Source organism: Sulfurospirillum sp. SCADC (assembly GCF_000743525.1).
Taxonomy (GTDB): domain Bacteria; phylum Campylobacterota; class Campylobacteria; order Campylobacterales; family Sulfurospirillaceae; genus Sulfurospirillum.
Map to the genome: position 1 here is coordinate 46,471 of NZ_JQGK01000011.1, position 22,020 is coordinate 68,490.

At 42.2% G+C, this 22,020-nt stretch carries 21 protein-coding genes; 19 read left to right on the forward strand and 2 right to left on the reverse strand.

The features are described 5' to 3' along the window. The first annotated feature begins 14 nt into the window (after positions 1-14). The 5 genes from JU57_RS08230 to JU57_RS08250 are packed head-to-tail and all read left to right on the forward strand — an operon-like array spanning position 15 to position 4,564. Positions 15-887, forward strand: a complete 873-nt coding sequence (locus tag JU57_RS08230) for an aspartate carbamoyltransferase catalytic subunit (protein ID WP_037959492.1) — start codon at positions 15-17, stop codon at positions 885-887. Beyond that, positions 877-1,839 (forward strand): aminodeoxychorismate synthase component I, encoded by a 963-nt coding sequence (locus JU57_RS08235; RefSeq protein ID WP_294876767.1) that lies wholly within the window; start codon positions 877-879, stop codon positions 1,837-1,839. The genes JU57_RS08230 and JU57_RS08235 overlap by 11 nt, the downstream gene beginning before the upstream one ends. Beyond that, positions 1,802-2,404, forward strand: coding sequence for an aminotransferase class IV (locus JU57_RS08240; RefSeq protein WP_037959495.1), 603 nt, complete (start codon positions 1,802-1,804; stop codon positions 2,402-2,404). Before JU57_RS08235 ends, JU57_RS08240 begins: the two co-directional genes overlap by 38 nt. Continuing rightward, entirely contained in the window at positions 2,398-4,122 is a 1,725-nt protein-coding gene (locus JU57_RS08245; protein WP_294876837.1) for a M3 family oligoendopeptidase, read from the forward strand. The genes JU57_RS08240 and JU57_RS08245 overlap by 7 nt, the downstream gene beginning before the upstream one ends. Continuing rightward, complete coding sequence (locus JU57_RS08250; protein WP_037959501.1) at positions 4,115-4,564, forward strand: hypothetical protein; 450 nt, start codon at positions 4,115-4,117, stop codon at positions 4,562-4,564. Before JU57_RS08245 ends, JU57_RS08250 begins: the two co-directional genes overlap by 8 nt. A gap of 3 nt (positions 4,565-4,567) precedes the next feature. On the opposite strand, the gene JU57_RS08255 is transcribed toward JU57_RS08250, so the two are convergent. Continuing rightward, positions 4,568-5,473: a LysR family transcriptional regulator gene (locus JU57_RS08255; protein WP_037959503.1), complete on the reverse strand. Its 906-nt coding sequence runs from the start codon at positions 5,471-5,473 to the stop codon at positions 4,568-4,570. Between the two features lie 257 nt (positions 5,474-5,730). Here JU57_RS08255 and JU57_RS08260 point away from each other — a divergent pair, with 257 nt between their 5' ends. From JU57_RS08260 to metK, 10 genes are all read left to right on the forward strand, one after another. Further along, entirely contained in the window at positions 5,731-7,776 is a 2,046-nt protein-coding gene (locus JU57_RS08260) for a UvrD-helicase domain-containing protein (protein ID WP_037959505.1), read from the forward strand. After that, entirely contained in the window at positions 7,776-8,603 is an 828-nt protein-coding gene (gene truB / locus JU57_RS08265; RefSeq protein ID WP_037959508.1) for a tRNA pseudouridine(55) synthase TruB, read from the forward strand. Before JU57_RS08260 ends, truB begins: the two co-directional genes overlap by 1 nt. 1 nt (position 8,604) lies before the next feature. Next, positions 8,605-8,832 carry a carbon storage regulator CsrA gene (csrA, locus tag JU57_RS08270; RefSeq protein WP_037959511.1) on the forward strand — a complete coding sequence of 76 codons (228 nt, stop codon included), beginning with the start codon at positions 8,605-8,607 and terminating at the stop codon, positions 8,830-8,832. Then, on the forward strand, positions 8,832-9,623 hold the full coding sequence (locus tag JU57_RS08275) for a 4-(cytidine 5'-diphospho)-2-C-methyl-D-erythritol kinase (RefSeq protein ID WP_037959514.1): 792 nt from the start codon (positions 8,832-8,834) through the stop codon (positions 9,621-9,623). Before csrA ends, JU57_RS08275 begins: the two co-directional genes overlap by 1 nt. Then, on the forward strand, positions 9,616-10,080 hold the full coding sequence (gene smpB / locus JU57_RS08280; protein ID WP_037959516.1) for an SsrA-binding protein SmpB: 465 nt from the start codon (positions 9,616-9,618) through the stop codon (positions 10,078-10,080). Before JU57_RS08275 ends, smpB begins: the two co-directional genes overlap by 8 nt. Positions 10,081-10,137: 57 nt before the next feature. After that, positions 10,138-10,737: a thioredoxin gene (locus JU57_RS08285; RefSeq protein WP_037959519.1), complete on the forward strand. Its 600-nt coding sequence runs from the start codon at positions 10,138-10,140 to the stop codon at positions 10,735-10,737. Positions 10,738-10,748: 11 nt separating this feature from the next. Next, positions 10,749-11,057, forward strand: coding sequence for an ATP-dependent Clp protease adaptor ClpS (locus tag JU57_RS08290; RefSeq protein ID WP_051906729.1), 309 nt, complete (start codon positions 10,749-10,751; stop codon positions 11,055-11,057). A gap of 53 nt (positions 11,058-11,110) precedes the next feature. Beyond that, on the forward strand, positions 11,111-13,309 hold the full coding sequence (gene clpA, locus JU57_RS08295) for an ATP-dependent Clp protease ATP-binding subunit ClpA (protein WP_037959522.1): 2,199 nt from the start codon (positions 11,111-11,113) through the stop codon (positions 13,307-13,309). Beyond that, positions 13,299-13,979, forward strand: coding sequence for a leucyl/phenylalanyl-tRNA--protein transferase (gene aat / locus JU57_RS08300; RefSeq protein WP_037959525.1), 681 nt, complete (start codon positions 13,299-13,301; stop codon positions 13,977-13,979). The genes clpA and aat overlap by 11 nt, the downstream gene beginning before the upstream one ends. Positions 13,980-14,236: 257 nt before the next feature. Beyond that, positions 14,237-15,451, forward strand: coding sequence for a methionine adenosyltransferase (metK, locus tag JU57_RS08305; protein WP_037959528.1), 1,215 nt, complete (start codon positions 14,237-14,239; stop codon positions 15,449-15,451). 39 nt (positions 15,452-15,490) lie between these two features. On the opposite strand, the gene JU57_RS08310 is transcribed toward metK, so the two are convergent. Beyond that, complete coding sequence (locus JU57_RS08310; protein WP_037959530.1) at positions 15,491-16,723, reverse strand: apolipoprotein N-acyltransferase; 1,233 nt, start codon at positions 16,721-16,723, stop codon at positions 15,491-15,493. Positions 16,724-16,734: 11 nt separating this feature from the next. Between JU57_RS08310 and yajC the strand changes: the two genes are divergently transcribed. From yajC to leuS, 4 genes are read left to right on the forward strand one after another with little or no spacing between them, the layout of a single operon-like run. Further along, entirely contained in the window at positions 16,735-17,010 is a 276-nt protein-coding gene (yajC, locus tag JU57_RS08315) for a preprotein translocase subunit YajC (RefSeq protein ID WP_037959532.1), read from the forward strand. Continuing rightward, on the forward strand, positions 17,003-18,586 hold the full coding sequence (secD, locus tag JU57_RS08320; RefSeq protein WP_037959534.1) for a protein translocase subunit SecD: 1,584 nt from the start codon (positions 17,003-17,005) through the stop codon (positions 18,584-18,586). Before yajC ends, secD begins: the two co-directional genes overlap by 8 nt. Continuing rightward, positions 18,586-19,557 carry a protein translocase subunit SecF gene (gene secF / locus JU57_RS08325; protein ID WP_037959537.1) on the forward strand — a complete coding sequence of 324 codons (972 nt, stop codon included), beginning with the start codon at positions 18,586-18,588 and terminating at the stop codon, positions 19,555-19,557. Before secD ends, secF begins: the two co-directional genes overlap by 1 nt. 14 nt (positions 19,558-19,571) lie before the next feature. After that, a complete protein-coding gene (gene leuS / locus JU57_RS08330) occupies positions 19,572-22,019 on the forward strand; it encodes a leucine--tRNA ligase (RefSeq protein ID WP_037959539.1) in 2,448 nt (815 codons plus the stop codon). Position 22,020: the final 1 nt, after the last annotated feature.

Genomic DNA, 22,020 nt, shown 5'->3' on the forward strand with positions numbered 1-22,020 from the left:
TCAAGGAGCGGTGCGTGAACCATTTGATAAATACACGGGATTTTTCGTTGGAAGAGATAGAGCAGTTGTTTGAGAGAGCAACCGAGTTTTTGGATGAAAAACCACGCGAAATTTTGAAAAATAAAACGGTCATCACCATCTTTTTTGAGAACTCAACGAGGACACGAAGCAGTTTTGAAATCGCAGCCAAACGCCTTGGCGCAATAGTTGTCAGTCTTGATGTCTCACGCAGCTCTTCGAGTAAAGGTGAAACGTTGTTTGATACCGCAGCCAACCTTGATGCGATGGGACCAGATGCCATTGTCGTGCGCCATAAAAGCTCAGGCGTGCCTCACATCTTAGCCAATTATGTCAACTGTCCTATCGTCAATGGCGGCGATGGAAGCCATGCGCACCCGACCCAAGCGCTCTTAGATCTTTTTACGATGAAGCGTCATTTTGGCGATGTTAAAGGTAAAAAAGTGGCAATTGTGGGAGACATTAAAAACTCGCGTGTTGCGAACAGCAATATCGAGCTTTTAGGACGTGTGGGCGTTGAAGTCATTTTGGTGGGACCTCCGCATTTCTTGCCACAAACCGATCTTCGTGTGCATCATAGCATCGAAGAGGTGATCGACGAGGTCGATGTGATTATGAGTTTGCGGGCACAAACCGAGCGCCATGCCAATCAGATTTACGCTTCACTCAAAGATTATGGAACCGATTTTTGCATTACTGCAAAACTGATGGGAGCGCGCGACATCATCATTTTGCATCCAGGCCCTGTGCATCGCAATGTCGATGTCGATGATTTTATGATGAAAGATCCACGCTCTAAAATTTTAGAGCAAGTTAAAAACGGTGTGGCGGTGCGAATGGCGGTGTTGGAGAAGCTGATTGAACATTGAGTTTGCGACCAAGCTCAATGCGTTTGGCAAAGCGAGAAAGCCTTTTTTCTTTATGATTGATTATGCGGCAGAACAGTTTGAGATATTTCCTCTTGATGCCGTTCCAAGCGGCATTGTGTACCAGTTAGAGAGCCAAAGTAACGCTTCTAATGCGTTTACATGTAAAGATGTTTTGTGGGCAAAAACGCCTCCTTCTAAAGAGCACTATTGTGCTCAATGCGACGCGGTGATCGAAGAAATCAAAGCAGGCAATACCTACCTGCTCAATTTGACCGCGCCCACCAAAGTCGAGCTTTCAAGTTCCCTTGAAACTCTTTTTTACACCGCCAATGCGCCGTTTAAACTCTGCTATCACGAACACTTTGTCTGCTTTTCACCGGAGCGTTTTGTGATGCTTAAAGAGAATCAGATCAGCACCTATCCAATGAAAGGGACGATCGATGCGAGTATCCCTAACGCGCAAGAAATGATCTTAAACGATGAGAAAGAAAAAGCGGAGCATGTGATGGTTGTGGATTTGTTGCGCAATGATCTTTCGATGGTTTCAAAGCAGGTACGCGTGGAGGAGTTTCGCTATGTCGAAACGATCCAAGCAGGCACCAAAGAGCTTTTACATGTAAGCTCCAAAATCACGGGAAAATTGGATGAACAGTGGCACGAAAACGTGGGCACCATCATAGCCAAACTGCTTCCAGCAGGCTCCATTAGCGGTACACCCAAACGCAGCAGTGTGGAGATCATCGAGCGTCTTGAAGGGTATGATCGAGGCTATTTTACGGGTATTTTTGGGGTGTACGATGGGAAAAGTTTGGACAGTGCGGTGATGATCCGCTTTTTGGAAAAAACCAAAGAGGGTCATCTGTTTAAAAGCGGAGGAGGCATTACGCTTTTAAGCGATGCGCAAAAGGAGTACGATGAGCTGTGTGATAAAGTCTATATCCCCGTGTTTTGAGACGCTCAAAGCGGTGGATGGTGAAGTACAGCACCTTTCGTTTCATCAAGCACGCTTCGATAAAACGCGCAAAGAACTCTATGGATCAACGCAGACAATCGTCCTTTTAGAGCATTTAAATCCACCCAAAGCGGTTACATGTAAAGTGCGCGTCGAATATGCCGAAACGATTCAAACGATCGAGTATCTTCCTTACGCACCGCGTGACTTTCAAACCTTCGCACTCGTGGAAGCGGACATAGACTACACGTATAAGTACTGTAATCGAGAGGCATTAAACGCCCATCTACGTGATGATGTTGATGATGTTTTGTTTACATGTAAAGGTGAGCTCAAAGACACGAGCATCGCCAATATCGCTCTTTTCATCGATGGAGTGTGGAAAACGCCGCTTCATCCCCTTTTGGAGGGAACCACGCGCGCACGACTGCTTACATGTAAGGAACTGAAGGCTGAAGTTTTAGACATCGAAAGCCTTCAAAAAGCGCAGAAATTTGCTATAATGAATGCACTTATAGGGTTTAGAATCATTGATAATGTATTATGGAAAAGGATTGAATTTTGAATTGGGATTTATCAGCACTGTATGAAAACGAAGCGTTGCTAGAAGCGGATTTAAAAGATGCGGCATCGCGTGCAAAAAGCTTGGAGTCGGTCTGCAAAGGCAAGCTCAAAGAGTTACATGTCAACGAATTTTTAGAGTCCATTCGCGAATACGAATCGATCAACGAGAAGCTAGGACGCATTATGACCTACGCCTTTTTAAAATTTGCCACCAACAGCGACAATGGCGGCTTTTATGCCAAGTACCAACAAGCCCACTCCAACATCGCTGAAAACCTTCTCTTTTTTGAACTTGAATTTAATAAACTCTCCAAACCCAAACAAGAAGAGTTGATCGCTTCGGCTCCGATGTACACCTACTATTTAGAATCATTGGTCGAAGAAAAACCGTATCAACTCAGCCAAAAAGAGGAGCGCATTCTCCTTAAAAAAGAGATGACCTCCGCTTCGGCGTTTAGCCGTCTTTTTGATGAGCATTTCAGTCGCCTCAAATTCTCCTATGAAGGGCAAAAGCTCTCGGAAGAGGAGATTTTGAGCAAGCTTCAAGACGGTGATCGTAGTGTGAGACAAAAAGCGGCGAGTGCCTTTACCAAAGGGCTCAAACCGCATCAACCTCTGCTTGCGTACATTTTCAATATGATTAAAACCGATCTTGCGAGCGATTGCGAACTTCGAGGCTACAAAAATGCCGAACAACCACGCCACATGGACAATAAAATCACCCAAAAAAGTGTCGATGCGTTGATCAAAAGTGCGGAGAGCAGCTTTGCCTTGGTGCAAGAGTATTACGTGCAAAAAGCAAAACTTTTGGGGTTGCCAGAGCTGTATGAGTACGATCGTTACGCGCCGTTAGAAGCTTCCAGTGCTTCGTTTGATTTTGAAACATCCAAAGCGATTGTTCTTGATGCCTTTGCGAAATTCAATCCAAAATTTCATGAAATTGCCACAATGGCATTTGAAAAAGGGTGGATCGACGTTTTCCCTAAAGATAAAAAACGAGGGGGCGCTTTTTCGCATCCGGCAACGCCTTCGACCCATCCCTACGTGCTGCTGAACCACACGGACACCAGACGTGACCTTTTTACCTTGGCACATGAGCTAGGACACGCGATTCATCAGTACCTCTCACGCGGTGTGGGCTATCTTGGAAGTGACACGCCGTTGACGACCTCTGAAACAGCTTCAGTGTTTGCAGAGATGCTCATTTTTGATGCGATCAAAGATAACCTCAGTGCGAGTGAAAAACGCTCTTTGTACGCGAGTAAAATCGAAGATATTTTCTCAACCCTTTACCGCCAAATCAATTTTACGACTTTTGAGCGTAAAGTACACGCACACGAGGGCGAGTTAGACCTTGAAACGTTCAATGCCTACTGGATGCAAGAGAGCCAAAAGATGTTTGGTAAAAGCATTACACTGAGCAAAGATTATGCGTTATGGTGGAGTTATATTCCCCATTTTATTCATTCTCCTTTTTACTGCTACGCTTACAGTTACGGGCAGTTGCTCGTTTTAGCGCTGTACGGTCTTTACAAAAAAAGCGATAAAGCCCTTTTTGTGCAAAACTACACCGCTTTTTTAAGCGCAGGGGGCAGTCAAAGTCCTAAAGAGCTGATTAAAAAGTTTGGATTTGATATTGAAGATGAAGGTTTTTGGCAACTGGGTATTGGGGAGATCGAATCTATTTTGGCAGAATTTAAAGGAATGTGCGATGCTTGAAGGCTTACTAGGAAGTGAAGAGTTCCATGGCTTAATGAAAAAACACGCCAAAGAGGTGTTGGAGATGCTTCTTAAACGGGGTGTTAATTTTTCGATTTTGACCAACATCGCTGATGTGACGTTTGATCCTGCTTTACCTTCGCATATCAGTCAAAATTTCAAACCCATCACGATGTTTTTTTTAGCCGGTTACACCTTTGAGAGTGCCCAAATTTATAACGGCAGAATCAGTTTTGAAGCAGGCTTTGGAAGCGATAATTTTGGATCCTTGGTCTCTTTGCCGATGGAGGCGATTTTGCAGATTATTATTGAAGAGATTCCAGTGTTTATCAACCTAAGTGCACCACCAAAAGTAGCTTCTGTGCCCAAAGAGAGAGGAATTAAGCGCTCCATGGAAGCGCTTATGTCCAATCCCAACAATCACAATTTAATCAAAAAGTAATCGTTAGGCTTTAAGGTCTTGTTTGTTCATAATGTAGTTGATGACGCTGTCGATGAGCGCATCATGCTTGCGGTCTTTGATGTAGCATAGATAGAGCATACGCGTAAGCTTCAGCCCTTTCATTTTTGTCGTAAACAAAAGACCTTGTTCGACTTCATCCGCCACAATATGTTTTGAGAGAATCGAAACAGTGGGAGTCTCTTCAATGTTCGCTTTCATCAGCGTGTGTTTGACCGCGGTTGAGCTGGTAACAATGCTCTTAACCTTAAAACTTTTGCAATCAATATCCATCTTTTCAAACGTTTCGTGAATGATTTTACGGGTATTAGACTCTTCTTCACGGCAAATCCAGTTGTAAGAGAGGAGATCCTCTTTTTTAACGAGTTTTGGAAGTGGTGAGCGGCTTGTGATGACGAGTTCATCTTCTAACCATTCGCGGTAAATAATCCCTTCTTGAAAGATAGGTGCTTCAATCAGCGCCAAATCCACTTTTCGATCGATGAGTTTTTCCGTAATATCTACGGCATCCTCGACTTTGAGCATCACATTGTTTTTAATCGCTTCTTGGATGTCATTGAGAAAATCGGGCAAGATGTAATTGCCAATAACAGGCGAGGCACCTAGGACAAAAATAACCTCTTTATTGACCAAACGAAGCATCTCACGCTCAGCCGCTAAGAGGTGTTTTTCAAGCTTGAGGGCTACTTTGTAAAGCTCTTCACCTGCGGTCGTGAGTTTAATGCCATTTTTTTTACGATCGACAATTTGAATATCGAGGTATTCTTCTAAGAGTTTGATCTGTTGCGTGACAGCAGGTTGGCTAATGCCTAGTTTTTTAGAGGCTTTGGAGAAGCTCTTTTCGCGCACAACGGTTAAAAAGGTTTCTACTTTGGAGAAATCTTTAAGCATGGAATAATCCTTATAATTTTCTTTTATAACTTGCAATGATTATAACAAAAAATAATAGCAAAAACAATGTACTTTTCAATTCATATTTTTCACTCAGTACGCTATGGATCTGATGGAATGTGTGTGGCAAAAATGTACAGAGTTTTGCTTAAACTTTTTTCGCTATAATAAATATAATAGACTTCTTGCATAACCTAACACANNTGTGTTAGGTTATGCAAGAAGTCTAATTTATATCACAAAAAAGTAGATAACGTATGCAAGATTTAACGATGTTAAACGAATCACAACAAGATGCAGTCAAATGCGTCGATGGTCCTGTACTTATCTTAGCAGGTGCTGGCAGTGGTAAAACCAAGACGATTACGTCACGCTTGGCGTATCTGCTCTCTTTGGGGATTCCTCCTGCGAACACCTTAACGCTTACCTTTACCAACAAAGCCGCAAGCGAAATGAGAGAGCGTGCGATGGCGATGATTGAAGAGCACAGTTATCCGCCGCTTTTGTGTACGTTTCATAAATTTGGTCTGCTATTTTTAAAGTTTCACATTGAAAAAATAGGACGAAAGAACAGCTTTGTGGTCATCGATACCGATGATAAAAAGCGCATCTTAAAAAGTTTTAGCACGAGTACGGAACTTTCAACGGGCATGATTTCCAGTGAGATTTCACGTTATAAAACTTCTTTGATCGATCCCAAAGTGGCGTGGGAAAAAGCGGAGCAAAAGAGCTACCAAGTGATTGCAAAACTTTACGAACAGTACGAAGATTACTTACAATCCAACAATTTGGTTGATTTTGATGACCTTTTGGTGCTTCCATATAAAATCTTAGAGAGCGATGATGCGTTGTGCGAAGAGGTGAGTAAGCGCTACCAGTACATCATGGTCGATGAGTACCAAGATACCAATGAACTGCAATACAAACTGCTTCGCAAGCTCTGCTTCACACACAATAATCTTTGCGTTGTGGGGGATGATGATCAGAGCATTTACGGGTGGCGTGGGGCGAATATTAAAAATATTTTAGAATTTCACGAATCGTTTGAGAATGTCAAAATCGTTAAATTAGAGAAAAACTACCGCTCGACCACACAAATTCTGAAAGCGGCGAATGATCTGATTGAACATAACCGTGGACGTATTGGCAAAGTGCTTGAGAGTACCAAGGGTGATGGTAAAGTGATTGATGTGATCGATTCACACGATGAGAACCAAGAAGCGCATACGATTGCAAAGCGGATTCGAAAGCTCATTGAAAGTGGTATTAACCCTCATGAAATCGCTGTTTTGTACCGCATTAATGCCCTTAGCCGTTCACTCGAAGAAGGTCTTAACAAAGAGAAAGTTCCTTACAATATGGTCGGTGGGGTGAAGTTTTACGAGCGTGCTGAGGTTAAAGACGTTATCAGCTATTTGCGCGTCATTGCCAATCCTCATGATGATTTTTCGATCAAACGTATTATCAATCGTCCCAAACGTGGGCTTGGAAAAGTCACCATTGAGCGCATCATCAAATCTGCTTATGAGAACCACCAATCCATTTATGAGTACATTACATGTAACGAAGTGGCGATTGAAAAAGAGGCGACCAAAAAGGCTTCCTTAGCGCTGAAAGAGTTTGTGCAAAACATCGCACACATGCAGAGCATTCAAGAAAATTCAACCTACGATATGATTGATGCGATTGAAGAGGCCTTTGCGATCAAAGCTTATTACACCAATCAGCCTGACTCGTTGGATCGCCTCTCGAACATTGATGAATTTTACGGACTTTTCCGTGATTATGTCAAACAAAACCCTCAAATGGGCGTGGACGATTTTTTAAATGAGTTGGCGTTGCAGAGCGATCAAGATCAGATCGATAGTGAAAATATCTCCATTATGAGCATTCATGCGAGCAAAGGTTTGGAGTTTGAATACCTCTTTGTCATTGGTTTGGAAGAGGGCTTTTTCCCTCTCATAGGGGACGGTAGTGACATTGAAGAAGAGCGCAGACTTGGGTATGTGGCGATCACGCGCGCTAAAAAAGAGTTGACCCTTAGTTTCTCAGGCAGTCGTTTTTACAAAGGGCGAAGAACGGAGCTTACCAAAAGTCGTTTCTTGAAAGAAGCAGGCGTGTGCGAGGGAAGTTTGATTTTAGAAAAAACGACCTCGTTTAAAAAAGGCGATCTGGTCAAGCATAAAATCTTTGGCATTGGACGTATCACGGAAGTGAGCAAAGTAGGGCGTGAGTTTAAATTGCAGATCAATTTTAGCGGTACCAAACGCGATATTTTAGCCTCGTTTGTGGAGAAGATTTAGTGGATAACCGCCTTTTTGTTGCGTACAAGCCTTCCTGCATGGTTTCAAACCATTTTTTAAGCCGAATTAAGAGACGTTACAACGTCAAAAAAGCGGGATTTTCAGGTACGCTTGATCCGTTTGCACAGGGTGTTTTGATTATCGCATTTGGGCAGTTTACAAAATTGTTCCGTTTTTTGAAAAAAGCACCAAAAACGTACAGAGCCACACTTTGGATGGGTGCAACAAGTCCGACTCTGGACATTGAAAAAGTAGAAAAGATTGAGCAGATGATGGCATTTCATCCTGATTCTGTTGCTTTTGTGCTGCAAAGTATGGTGGGTGAAAAAATGTATTTGCCGCCTAAATATTCAGCCAAGAAAGTCGATGGGGCGCGTGCGTATGATCTGGCACGCGCTGATAAAGCCTTTGAACTCAAAGCGATCACGAGTACCATTTATGACTGCCACTTGGTGCATTACGTTCACCCTTTTTTAACCTTTGAAATCACGATTTCAGAGGGGGGATATGTGCGCAGTATCGGCGCTTTGATCGCCGAAAAACTGGGCTTTTCTGGTGCACTCAGTGCACTGGAGCGCCTGAATGAGGGTGCTTTTGTCTATGACAATGAAAAAGCGCTCAACCCTTTGGCGTATCTGGATTTGCCGGTGAATGCGTATCGTGGTGATGTTTCAGATATTTTGTTGGGTCGAAAGTTAGTACGTGAGAATTTTCAAAAGCCAGAAGAGGGCATCTATCAAATCGTAATCGATGAAATGCTCAGCGTTGTGGAAATCAGCGCAAATGGAGTAGAATATCTCCTAAATTCATTATCGCTAAAGGCGTAACATGTTAATACTCACACGAAAAATCGGCGAAGGTGTCGTTTTAAATGAAAATATTACCATTCGTATTGTTGAAATTTCCAAAGGTGTGGTCAAACTAGGCTTTGATGCGCCTAAAAATATGCTGATCCTTCGTGAAGAGCTTGAAAAAGCGATTAAAGAAACGAACATTGAAGCCAGTAAACATAGCAATCATACTGCCCTCTTATCTTTGAGTGAGAAGCTGAAATAATGGACTATCAAGCACATGCAAAGGTCAATATCTTTCTCAAAATTGTCGGCAAGCGTGGTCATTACCACGAATTGCTTTCACGCTTTATGCTCGTTCCTTCTGTGTACGATACGCTCACGTTTGTGCCTAAAAAAAGTAAAGAATCGTTTGAATTGGTGGGCGATTTTAACTGTGCATTAGAGCATAACACGCTGTACCGTACGTTTATGGTGTTAAAATCCCATGGTTTTGACAAAGAGGTTGAGCAGGTGATGCGTGATTTTGCGTTACATGTAAAGAAAAATATCCCCACCGGCTCGGGATTGGGTGGGGGCAGTAGTGACAGTGCAACGTTTTTGAAAATGCTCAATGAGCATGCTGGTCTGGGGCTAGATACAGAATCGATGATGCACCTTGGAAGTGAAGTGGGAGCAGACGTTCCTTTTTTTGCCTCAGGGTATGCAAGTGCCAATGTAAGTGGCATCGGCGAATGCGTTGAACACTATGATGAGCCTTCTTTAAATCTCGACGTATTTACACCACCCCTTGCGTGCAATACCGCGCTCGTGTATAAAACCTATAGGGAATATTTCTTGCAATCCATCCAGCAAGCAGTTGCTTTGGAAATGGTTGCACTCAAAAGTTCTGAATTGTTGGCTCGCTTTAAAAAAGAGGAGCTTAACGATCTTTTCCCTGCATGCTTAAAAGCGTACCCCGAACTTGGTGTTTATGCCAAAGAGGGATGGTTTTTTAGCGGAAGTGGAAGCAGTTTTTTTAGATTATCAAACAAGGCAGATGTGAAACATGGGTGAACCCGTCGCACGTAATAAAAAAGCGTTTCATGATTATGAAATTTTAGAAAAAATTGAAGCGGGCATTGTGCTTCAAGGCAGTGAAGTGAAGGCGATTCGCCAAGGAAGGGTGAATCTAAAAGATTCGTTTGTGAAGATTATTAAAGGGGAAGCCTTTTTGCTCAATGCGCACATTTCGCATCTCTCAACAGCGAATCTCAACTATGCGCCCAATGAGAGAGCGCCTCGCAAATTGCTTTTACATGTAAAGCAGTTGCGCAAATGGGATATGAAAGTTGCGAAAGATGGACTCACCATCGTACCACTTTCGATCTACTTTAACAGTAAAAATCTGGCGAAAGTGGAGATTGCCTTAGCGCGTGGCAAAAATGAACACGATAAGCGTGAGAGCCTTAAGGAAAAAGATGCTCAAAGAGAAGCTAAAACAGCTCTCAAAAATTACGCTTACAAAGAGTAGTTTACATAGTATTTATCTAAATAAAGTAGAATGAAGCAAAAGTTATATGAGGGAACTATGAAAAAATTGATCTGTTTAATCATGATGACAACCTCTTTTTTATTCCTTGGATGCGGCTCAGAAACTTCGAGTGTACCTGTGGTGAAAGAGACCTATAAAGAGGGTGATAAAGTAGAACTGAAAAGTGTTTCAGGTGCGAAGTTGACCTTGCTTCGTAAAAATGGTGGTTTTGTCATTGAAGATGATGAAAGTAAAGTCGTTCTTATCGACATCTTTGGCACGTTTTGTGTCCCATGTCAAGAAGAGGCTCCCTCTTTGATGGACTTTCAGCTTCAAAACAGCGATGAGGTGATGCTCCTTGGTTTGAACTTTTTTGAAGAGGTTAGCGATGAGTATGTCGTTGAGAATTTTGCGGCGAAGTATAATGCGTACTATTTCATCACCAATTCACCGAAAAATAAAAAATTGGTGGAGACGATCATCCAAGATATTCAGTACAAAGGAACCCTTCAAGTACCGTTTAAAGTGGTCCTTAAAGCAGGAAAGTATCAAAATGTGACGGATGTTTATGGGGCAAATCCAGAGAATAAATTTTACATCGGTAAAGTGGATTTGGATATTATCCAAAAAGACATCGATAAACTTACAGAACAATAGAGGCGGCGTCAATGCACCATTTTAATGGAAATTTTCAAAACGAAACGATGGATGCGATCGAGCTCAAAGAGCCACGCATGTACAAAGTTCTGCTGCTCAATGACGATTATAGTAGTATGGATTTTGTCATCAAAGTGTTGATGCAAATTTTCCACCATAGTTTTGACAAGGCGAACGAAATCATGTTCAACGTCCACGAACAAGGCAAAGGGCTTTGTGGGGTGTATGTGTATGAGATCGCTGAGACCAAAGTGGCGCATGTACGCAAAATGGCAAAAGAGGAGCAATTTCCCCTTCGCGCCATTATGGAAGCAGAATGAAAATTTCTACCTTACGTAAGGTAAATGTGTATTAAAGTAAAGAGGAGTAGATTATGGTGAACCAAGAACTTAATTTCGTTTTCAACGATGCCATCGCATTTGTCAGAAAACATCGCTACGAATACATTACCGTTGATCATCTCTTTTTTGCTCTCTTGAGCAATGAGCATGTGGCAGAACTTCTCATCAATTGCGGTCTTAGCATTACCTTCTTGCAACGCTCGATGGAGAAGTACTTTGTCGCCAATCCTCAAGTCGTTCCCACGGAAGAGAGCTACGAGCCTTTAGAAACGGTAGCACTTTCACGTGTGATTGAAACGATGATGTTACATGTAAAGAGTGCGGGAAAGGCTGAAGCGAGTGTATATGACCTTTTAATCGCACTGATGGATGAGAGCAATGCCTTTTGTGTTTCCCTTTTACTGCAACAAGGGGTGGATAAACTTCTGATTGTTGAAGAGGTGACTGCGCTGAGTGCCCCTCAAAATAAAGAGCACACTTTGGGTGAGCAAAAAGAGAGTGCGTTAGCAAAATACACGCTCGATTTGATCGTTCTAGCCAAACAAAAACAGATCGATCCGCTTATCGGACGTGCCGATGAAGTCAAACGCGTCATGCAAGTGTTGTGTCGCAGAAAAAAGAACAATCCTCTTCTTGTGGGCGAACCCGGTGTTGGTAAAACAGCCATTGTCGAAGGATTAGCTGAGAAGATCAGCGAAGGGGCTGTGCCTGAAATCTTGCAAGAGACACCCGTTTATGCACTCGATATGGGCGCACTGCTCTCAGGTACGAAGTACCGAGGCGATTTTGAAAAACGTCTTAAAGAGATTTTGAACGAACTTGAAGCCAAAAAAGGGGCTATTTTATTTATCGATGAGATTCATACTATCGTGGGTGCTGGTGCCACAAGTGGGGGTTCGATGGACCTTTCCAATTTGCTTAAACCAGCCCTTGCATCGGGGAAAATTCGCTGCATCGGTGCTACCACCTATGGCGAGTTTCGTAATTTCTTCGATAAAGACAAAGCGCTGAGTCGTCGTTTTGCGAAGATTGATGTGTTAGAGCCAAGCCTTGAAGACGCCTTTTTAATTATCAAAGGGCTTAAAGGAAGCTATGAGCAACACCATGGCGTGAAGTACCCCACAGAAGTGATACGCGCTTCCGTGGAACTGGCTAAAAAATACATCAGCGATAAATTTTTACCCGATTCTGCAATTGATCTGATCGATGAAGTGGGCGCTTCGTTTCACTTGGCTAAAAAACGTAAAAAAGTGGTAGAACTCAGTGACATCGAAGCGGTTCTGGCGAAGATTGCCAATATCCCAACCCGCAGTGTCAACAAAGATGAGAGCGAAGTGATGCAGCATTTAGAAGCGCATCTTAAGTCTAAAATCTTTGGACAAGACGCTGCGATTGAAGCACTGACCAAAGCAATTAAACGCTCACGTGCGGGGCTTGGACATCCTACCTCTCCGATTGGCTCTTTCTTGTTTGCAGGCCCTACGGGTGTGGGTAAAACGGAAGTGGCAAAACAACTCGCATTTGAGCTGGGTGTGCATTTTGAGCGCTACGATATGAGCGAATACATGGAGAAACATACGGTCAGTCGTCTCATTGGTGCTCCTCCTGGTTATGTGGGGTATGATGAGGGTGGACAGCTCAGCGAAGCGATCAAAAAACATCCGTATACCGTGTTGTTGCTCGATGAGATCGAAAAAGCGCATCCGGATATGCTGAACATTTTGCTTCAGATTTTTGATAGTGCGACGTTGACCGATAATAACGGAACCAAGATCGATTTTCGCAATGTCATTATCATCATGACCTCCAATCTTGGTACCAAAGAAGCGCCGACGATGGGCTTTACGAAAAGTGAAAGTAGTCGAACCGATCATGCGATCAAGGACTTCTTCTCACCAGAATTTAGAAATCGCTTGGATGAGGTGATTCATTTTGCGCCACTTAGTGAGTCCGTGATGATCAATGTGGTGGAGAAGCTTTTAGGTGAACTCACCGAACAGCTTAACGATAAACAGGTGACAATCGAAGCCACAATGGCGGCTAAAAAATACCTTGCAAGCGAAGGCTATAGCAAAGAGATGGGAGCACGCGTCATGCGTCGTGTGATTCAAGAGCAGATTAAAACACCTCTTTCTGAAGAGGTTCTCTTTGGAAAACTTAAAAATGGTGGCGTGTGCAAGATTGATTATAAGTCTAAAAAATTGGTCTTTAGTTACAGCGGTGCCAACTAAGATACTGATCCCTCAGTTGCACGCACGCGATTACACCTTCCCCGATCCTAGGGAGGCGAGCGATGAGGGGCTTTTAGCATGGGGCGGCGATCTCAAACCAGAACGTCTCCTTCGCGCTTACGTTCGAGGCATCTTCCCGTGGTTTAATGAAGGCGATCCGATTCTGTGGTGGTCGCCCAATCCTAGACTCATTCTCTTTCCTTCCGACATCAAAATCTCCAAAAGTTTAGCCAAGAGTATGAAACATTTTGAGATACGCTATGACACCTGCTTTGAAGAGGTGATGCGCCGATGTTTGGAAACGAGGATCGCGAAAGGGCAAAAAAGCTGGATCAGTGAAAATTTGATTGAAGCCTTTTGTGCTTTACATGTAAAAGGGTTTGCACATTCGGTAGAGACATTTTTTGAGGGAAAATTAGTCGGAGGACTTTATGGGCTTTACCTTGGTGGCGTCTTTTGTGGTGAATCAATGTTCTCAACCAAGAGTGATGCTTCAAAGACTGCGTTAGTAGGATTGTGTGAGAAACTGAAAAGTTTGGGAGGTGATTTTATCGACTGTCAGCTTCCAACCGATCATCTTCAATCCTTAGGTGCACGCGTGATAGAACGCGAGCAATTTTTAGGTATGTTAGAAAATGCTTTGGAAAACTGCACCACAAAACCGTGGTAATGGTTCGCCTTTTGTTTTTACATGTAAAAGATTTTAATGCAATAATCAAAGATTTTTTTAGAATAAAGAGGGTATGATACTTTCATCACAAGCGGTGGGCTCATCGGAGCCTTGGTTCAAACTTTTAATTTTACTTTATGTTTCGTCTCTTCTTGAAACCGTAAATGGAAAACAAAAGGATGGAAAACAAGTTTTTAGACACTATGCGTTAATGGTAGATGTTTGGAGACGGGAAAACAAAGAAATGGAAAACAAAAATGGAACACACACAACACTACCTTTTTACTTCAGAAGTCGTCAGTCCAGGGCATCCTGATAAATGTGCCGACATCATTGCTGATAGCATTGTCGATGCACTCATCATTGCCGATAAAAACTCACGCGTTGCGAGTGAAGTTTTTGTAGCTGGAAAGCATGTCATCATTGGTGGCGAGGTCAATACCAAAAGTATTCTCTCTTTTTCAGATTATGAACAAATCGTCAAAGACGCACTCGCTAAAATCGGTTACGATGGCAAATCTGCTTTTACCAAAGAGCAATGTTTGCATCCCGATGATGTTAAAGTCCAAGTGCTTCTCAACCAACAAAGCAGCGACATTAACCAAGGTGTTGACCAAGAGAGTGGTGAAATTGGCGCAGGCGATCAAGGCATTATGTTTGGTTTTGCCTCTTCTGAGACCGCTGATTTTATGCCTTCTGCGATTACATACGCTCGAATGCTGTGCGATAAAGTCTACAGCTATGCTCTAACCCATAACCATAAATTGGGTGTGGATATTAAAACGCAAGTCACCGTCGATTATGGTACGAAACAAAATTTTGAAGAGTGTAAACCTCAAAAAATCCATACGATTGTTGTCTCTGCACCTTCGAATGAACATATGTCTATCGAAGAAGTCAGAACCCTCATTAAAGGACTCATTGACGATACAGGGCTGCCTCCTGAACTGTACGATCCAAACGATACGATCATTCACATCAACCCAACGGGTCGTTATGTCAACCACAGTTCATTGCATGATTCAGGACTCACGGGTCGTAAACTGATTGTGGATAGTTTTGGTGGTTATTCCCCTATTGGCGGTGGTGCGCAATCGAGTAAAGATTACACCAAAGTGGATCGTAGTGGATTGTATGCGGCGCGTTGGATTGCCAAACATATCGTAGCTGCGGGATTGGCTAAAAAATGCTCCGTTCAACTCTCTTACGCGATTGGCGTTGCCAAACCGGTCTCTATTGCCGTTGACACGTCAGGAACCTATACCAGCATCAGCGATGATGAGCTCTCTAGCTTTGTGCTTGAAACCTTTAGTTTGACTCCTCGTTGGATTACGAATAAATTTGGGTTGGATAAACCAAGCAGTGAAACCTTCTTGTATGCCGATGTTGCAGCGCGTGGGCAAGTCGGACAGAGTGATTATCCGTGGGAAAAATTGGACAGTTTAGAACTCTTTAAAGCCCTCAAAAAATAGCTTACATGTAAAGCGTTTAAAGGCACTCTTTGAGTGCCTTTAAGGTGTTATAATACCGCTTTTTCCGCTATTGGCACTGTGATAAATCACCGTTTGATATTTTTTCGCATACAACCGCAAGAGTAGATATTGCAATGTTTGCTCAATGGATGGGCTAAACCACGCATTATTGCTGATAACAATCATCTGTTTTGGATTGCCTTTAAAGAGTGTAGGATTGGTTCCTTCATAGCAAATGGCACTTCGAAAAGAGATCCCATTGATCACAAAATCTTGCGGCTCTTTTGCTTTTTGATAATCTTTGGCTCCATCAAAAAAGAGCTTATTGATGAGCTCAACCATAAAACTGGGGAAAGGGATCTCTTCACCAAACGGAACCAGAATAATTTTATGGGCAATCTGCATCTCTCCCTTTTGAAAAAGATACGATGAGTTAAAAAATCCTTGATCCTCTTCATACGTTAACGACCCTGTTACAATGGTAATCTTTTGAGAATACGCTTTGAGCGCTTCAATCAAACGAGGTGCACGGTTTAGGTAGAGCGGAAAAGCACTCTCTGGGAAAATAATCAGCTCTTTGTGTTGTGCAATGGCTTGCTCAATCAACGTGAAATTTAGATCAATTGCCTCTTGTTGGTACTTCGCATCCCAACGCTGGGATTGAGGAATGTGCATCGAAGGGATAACACTATCAATTTTGGGAAGAATGACCGCAGGTGTTGTGTGGTACAAAGCGCCTAAAAGTGGGATAAGCGAGAGGAGTTTGAACCTCTTTGGAAGGGCTTTTAAAAGGGTAATTCCGCTTAAAAAGAGTCCAAATGCAAGGTGTGTGGTTGAAAAATAGGTATCAATGAAGACCACTTCAAGCTTTAACCAATTAAAGCCAAAAGGATCGATAAAGCTCACTCCAAATAGCAATGGCGCTTGGAGATAAATAGTGCTTCCAAAGCGTCCAATCAGCCAAAAAAGAACACCATAAACGAAAGCCACACCGAAAATGATGAATGGAATGAGAAAACTCAAGTCATAATAGACAAAACTAAAACTAATCCAGTAAAACCACAAAAGCCCAATGAACAGACCACTCCAAAACCATACCACACGATTTTCGCCCAAGAGGAGGTAAAAACCCACAAAGGCTAGGAGGGAGTTAAGTATGAGCAATGTTAGTTCAAAATAATCGAGGTAGATAAAGGCAGAAAGCAAGAGGGCTATAACAAAGGCTTTTATTATGTAAATGCGGGTAAAATATATCTCTAAATTTTTTTTCATAAAGGATTTCCATGCAAGGTTCTGCAAGTTTACTCTCTTCTTTACTCCCACTCGTTGTTCTTTTCGCGATTTTTTATTTTCTTGTGATTAGACCCCAACAAAAACAGGTAAAAAAGCACAAAGAAATGCTTGATGCACTCAAAAAAGGCGACAAAGTCATTACCAGTGGAGGTTTGATGTGTGAAGTCGTGAAACCTGAAGAAGATTCTATCAAAGTTAAGCTTAATGATGAAGGCGTCATTGTGAAGGTTTCAAGAGACTATATCGCAAAGAAAATCGATGCCTAAAGGTAAATTTAATTACCGTTTAGTCATTTTTCTCATTGCCATTATTTTTGGAGTAGGCTTTTCAATGCCTACTTTCTTGCAAAGTGAAAAAGGGGCTAAAATTGCCTTAGGTCTTGATCTTCAAGGCGGTCTTCATATGGTCTTAGGTGTACAAACCGAAGAAGCTATCAAATCCAAAGTTAAATCTATTGCTTCAAGTATCAAATTCTTCGCGCAAAGTGAAGATATTATTATCGACGATTTTAAAATTGATGAAGAGGTGCTCTCTTTAGCACTTCTGGATAAAGATGAAGAGAAAAAACTCGATGAGATGCTGAAAACCATTAGCGGTTTGCAAGTCTCAAAAGAATCCCTTCGCTACACGCTCTCTTTAAATGATAAAGAAAAAGAACTGATTCGTGAATATGCTATTTCACAAGCGGTTGAGACCATTCGTAACCGTTTGGATCAATTTGGTTTGGCTGAACCCAATGTTGCACGACAAGGCAGTGATAAAATTGTTGTCGAACTGCCTGGTATTAAAACAGCGGAAGATGAACAACGTGCCCGTGAATTGATCGCAAAAGCGGCACACTTACAGCTGATGGCAGTGGATGAGAAACGAAAAGATCGTGTCAATACGATGAGCCCAACAGAAGCGGCACAGTATGGCGATGTGATTTTATCCGATGCGAGAAGTGAACAGGTGCGCCATATTTTAAAAGAGATTCCTGTGCTTGATGGCAGTATGCTCAGCGATGCAAAAGTTGCTTTTAGCGAGACACATCAGCCTGTGATTAACTTTACCCTTAACTCTGAGGGTGCAAAAATCTTTGGTGATTTTACCGCCAATAACATTGGCAATCGCTTGGCGATTGTCTTAGATAACAAAGTCTATTCCGATCCTGTGATTCGCGAACGCATTGGTGGCGGAAGTGGACAAATCAGCGGTGGCTTTAGCGTTAAAGAGGCACATGATGTGGCGATTGCCCTTCGCAGTGGAGCTCTTTTAGCGCCTGTTACACTGCTTGAAAAACGAAGTGTTGGACCCTCTTTAGGTGCCGATAGTATTCAAGCAAGCACCATTGCTTTGATCGCTGGATTTATTCTGATTGTTGGTTTTTTAATACTTTACTACCACATGGCAGGTGTTTTTGCGAGCTTTGCACTGTTTGTTAACCTAATTCTTTTAGTCGCCATTATGGCACTTTTTGGAGCGACTTTAACGCTTCCTGGTATGGCAGGTATTGTTTTAAGTCTGGGTATGGCGGTGGATGCAAACGTTATTATCAATGAGCGTATTCGTGAACTTTTACGACAAGGTATCGCGGTAAGACAAGCGGTTGAAAAAGGGTATGAAAATGCGATGAGCGCCATTGTCGATGGTAACTTAACTTTGGCCGTTTCTTCTATTATCCTTTATGTCTATGGTACCGGACCGATTAAAGGATTTGCCATTAGTATGCTGATTGGTAACTTGATTTCAATGCTGACAGCCATTTTAGGAACACACGGAATGTATGAGCTATTGATGTCTTATATTGAGAAAAACCATAGTATTCGTTTTTGGTTTGGTATGAAAAAGAGAGGTCACTAATGGAATTTTTTTCAAAAGGTATTATCTATAATTTCATGAAGTATGGTCGTGTTTTTGTTATGACCACGCTTTTTTTAGCGTTTATCTCTTTAATCCTTGTCTTTACCAAAGGGTTTAATTACGGTGTTGATTTTGTCGGAGGAACCGTTGTTCAAATCAAGTATGAGCAACAAGCTCCTCTGGATAAAATTAGAGAAGATCTTGCAAAAGATAAATTATTTGCAGGAGCCTTGATTACAGAATTTGGTTCCCCTGAAGAGATTGTGATTCGTTTTTCAACGGTAAGTGACAGTGTCGCACAAGATATTGGAGATCATATCCGTACACTTTTAAAAGATACGGGTGCTTTTGATATTCGAAAAGTCGATATTGTTGGGCCAAAAATCGGCGGTGAACTGCGATCCAAAGGAATAATATCCGCTATTTTAGCGATGATTGGTATTTTGATCTATGTTGCTGTTCGTTTTGAATGGAAGTTTGCTATTGCTTCTATTATTACATTGTTACATGATATTACCATTACGTTAGGCGCTATTATTTTATTTGATATTGAATTTAGTCTGGATGTTTTAGCCGCTGTTTTAACCCTGATTGGTTACTCTCTGAACGACACGATTATTATTTTTGATCGTATTCGTGAAGAACTTGAAGAGACAAAAAACACAAATTTCTCTGACATTATCAATATTTGTGTATCCAAAACACTTTCGCGTACAACGATTACCTCTTTATTGGTTTTCTTTGTTGTTTTGACCCTCTATATTTTTGGTGGCGAGATTATTCATGGATTTAGTTTTACGATGTTATTAGGTGTGATTATTGGAACGTACAGCTCTATTTTTATCTCCGCACCTTTTTTAACGCTTATTGGTTTTAGCGTTGAAAAATATAAAGCGAAAATTGCTTTAAGAGAAAAAAATAGAATTGAAAAAAATAAAATGCGTTCCATGTATGAAAAAGGTACCGTTTAATTGATGGAGAGAAGATGCAGTACAACCCGTTAGAACTTGAAACCAAATGGCAGACAACATGGGATCAAACCAATGCGTTTGAACCCTCAGCCGATTTTACCAAAGCAAAAAAATATATTTTAAGCATGTTTCCTTATCCGAGTGGTCGTATTCACATGGGGCATGTACGCAACTACACCATTGGGGATGCGATTGCGCGTCATCACCGTAAAAATGGGTTTAATGTGCTTCACCCGATTGGTTGGGATAGTTTTGGTATGCCTGCTGAAAATGCGGCAATTAAGCATGGGGTTCATCCTAAAAAATGGACGTATGAAAACATAGACTATATGCGCAAAGAGTTGGCTTCGTTGGGACTCTCTTTCTCGAAAAAAAGAGAGTTTGCTGCGAGTGATGTGCTCTATACCAAGCATGAACAACGTATTTTTATTGAGATGTTTAATAAAGGATTGGTCTATCAAAAAAGCGCCACACTGAATTGGTGTAATACGTGCCAAACGGTTCTTGCCAATGAGCAAGTGGAAGAGGGGTGTTGCTGGCGTTGTGACAATCCTGTTGAGCAACGCCTGCTTCCAGGTTATTACCTCAAAATTACGCAGTATGCTCAAGAATTACTCGATGATTGTGAAAAACTACGTGAGGGTTGGCCAAGTCAGGTCTTGACGATGCAAGAAAACTGGATCGGTAGAAGTGAAGGGTTAGAGTTTTCTTTTACCCTTAGTGATGACTCTCGTGCTAAGCTAGATCATCAATTTGACAGCTACAAAGTTTTCACGACCCGTCCTGATACGATTTACGGCGTAAGCTATTCCGCACTTGCGCCTGAGCATCCTATTGTCAAGCATTTAATTTCGCATAAGCTTTTAAGTGAAGCAAAAATTGCTCAGATCAAAAAAATGCAAAGTGTCGGAGCGCGCGAGCGAGCACAAGCGGCTAAAGAGGGCGTGAGCTTAGAGATCGATGTGATTCATCCTCTTACAGGTCAAAATGTGCCGGTTTGGGTGGCGAATTTTGTCTTGATCGAATACGGTGGCGGTGCTGTTATGGCGGTTCCCGCACACGATGAACGCGATTTTGAATTTGCTAAAAAGTATGATTTGGCGATTATTCAAAGCATTGAAACACCATCTCCATTTGATGGCAGTGCTGCGACCACCGAGTACGGCACGTTAGTCAATTCAGGTGAATTTAGCGGACTAACGTCTAAAAGCGCTCAAAAAGCAATCATTGCACATTTTGAAGCGCAAAAAATCGGTACAAAAGTCATTAATTATAAATTACGTGATTGGGGCATTAGTCGCCAGCGTTATTGGGGTGCGCCGATTCCGATGATTCATTGTCCCAAATGTGGGCTTGTGCCTGAAAAAATCGAAAATCTTCCTGTGGCATTGCCCGATGATGTTGAGATCAAAGGCGAGGGCAATCCACTCGATAAACACCCAATGTGGAAGCATACAAAATGTCCTACATGTAATGGAGCTGCAACGCGTGAAACCGATACGATGGACACGTTCTTTCAATCCAGTTGGTATTTTTTACGCTACACGACCGATCCATCGCTTTGGAATGACGTGCCTTTTGATAAAACGAGTGCAAACTATTGGATGAATGTCGATCAATACGTGGGTGGCATTGAGCATGCGATTTTACACCTGCTGTATTCTCGTTTTTTTACCAAAGTGCTTAGAGACCTTGGTTACGTCAATTGCGATGAGCCCTTTGCCAACCTTTTGACCCAAGGTATGGTGTTGAAAGATGGCTCCAAGATGAGTAAAAGTAAGGGCAATACGGTTGATCCTGATGCGATTATCAAAACCTATGGTGCCGATACAGCACGTCTGTTTATCCTCTTTGCAGCGCCTCCTCAAAAAGAGCTCGAGTGGAATGACAGTGCAGTGGAAGGTGCTTTTAGATTTTTAAAACGCTTTGCGCAGAAGAGTGAAAATTGCTTTACATGTAAAACTATTCCAAGTATTGAGCATAGTTCCCTTTGCAAAGAGTCCAAATACGCCCGTAAAAAAGTGTATGAAGCGCTTAAAAAATCCAATGAGATCTATGAAGGAAGTTACACCTTTAATACCTTAATCGCAGCATGTATGGAAGCCTTGAATGCGCTTGGCGATCAAAACGATCCAGCGGTTTGGAGTGAAGGCTATTTTATACTGCTCAATCTTTTAGAGCCGATTGTGCCGCACCTCTGCTGGGAGATGAGCGAGAGCCTTTTTGGACGGGCTAATTTAGTCCCCATTGCGATTAAAGAAGAAGTTTTTGTAGAAGATAGTATGATACTCGCTGTAACGGTCAATGGTAAAAAGCGCTCCGAAATTGAAGTGGAAACCTCCATCTCCAAAGAAGAGGCGTTACGTCTTGGTAAGCAGAGCGTTACCAAATGGTTAGAGGGATGTGAACTTCTTAAAGAGATTTACGTTCCCAATAAATTGATAAATCTGGTGGTAAAGTAAT